1 protein-coding gene is annotated in these 483 nt (G+C 58.2%); it reads left to right on the top strand.

Features of this window, described 5'->3' with window-relative positions; translation table 11 throughout:
- Nucleotides 1–225 (top strand): HisA/HisF-related TIM barrel protein (locus tag ACRQQK_RS15505; RefSeq protein WP_457512851.1); only part of this gene is annotated, 225 nt, incomplete at its 5' end.
- Between the last annotated feature and the right edge of the window lie 258 nt (nt 226–483).

The raw sequence follows: 483 nt of genomic DNA, 5'->3' as shown, positions 1-483 counted from the left end.
CTGATCGGAGGCACGGTCAGCATTGTAAGCCAGAAGAGTACCGACATTGCCAAAGTTGTAAAATTCACCTCTATTCCAGTGTTGGTTGGCGCCGGCATTCGCTCAGGCCAGGACATCTCCCAAGCTCGTTCACTGGGTGCAGCAGGCGTCATCCTGGCCAGCGCAGTGGTGAAAGCCCGCAATCCGGAGACCGCCCTCCTGGATCTGTGCAGTGGCTTCAGCTAACTCGAGCACCACCACCACCACCACTGAGATCCGGCTGCTAACAAAGCCCGAAAGGAAGCTGAGTTGGCTGCTGCCACCGCTGAGCAATAACTAGCATAACCCCTTGGGGCCTCTAAACGGGTCTTGAGGGGTTTTTTGCTGAAAGGAGGAACTATATCCGGATTGGCGAATGGGACGCGCCCTGTAGCGGCGCATTAAGCGCGGCGGGTGTGGTGGTTACGCGCAGCGTGACCGCTACACTTGCCAGCGCCCTAGCGC

It is taken from the genome of Vibrio sp. C8 (assembly GCF_054051265.1).
Note: the sequence above shows the minus strand (reverse complement) of the source record. Positions and strands in the feature narration are given on the sequence as shown.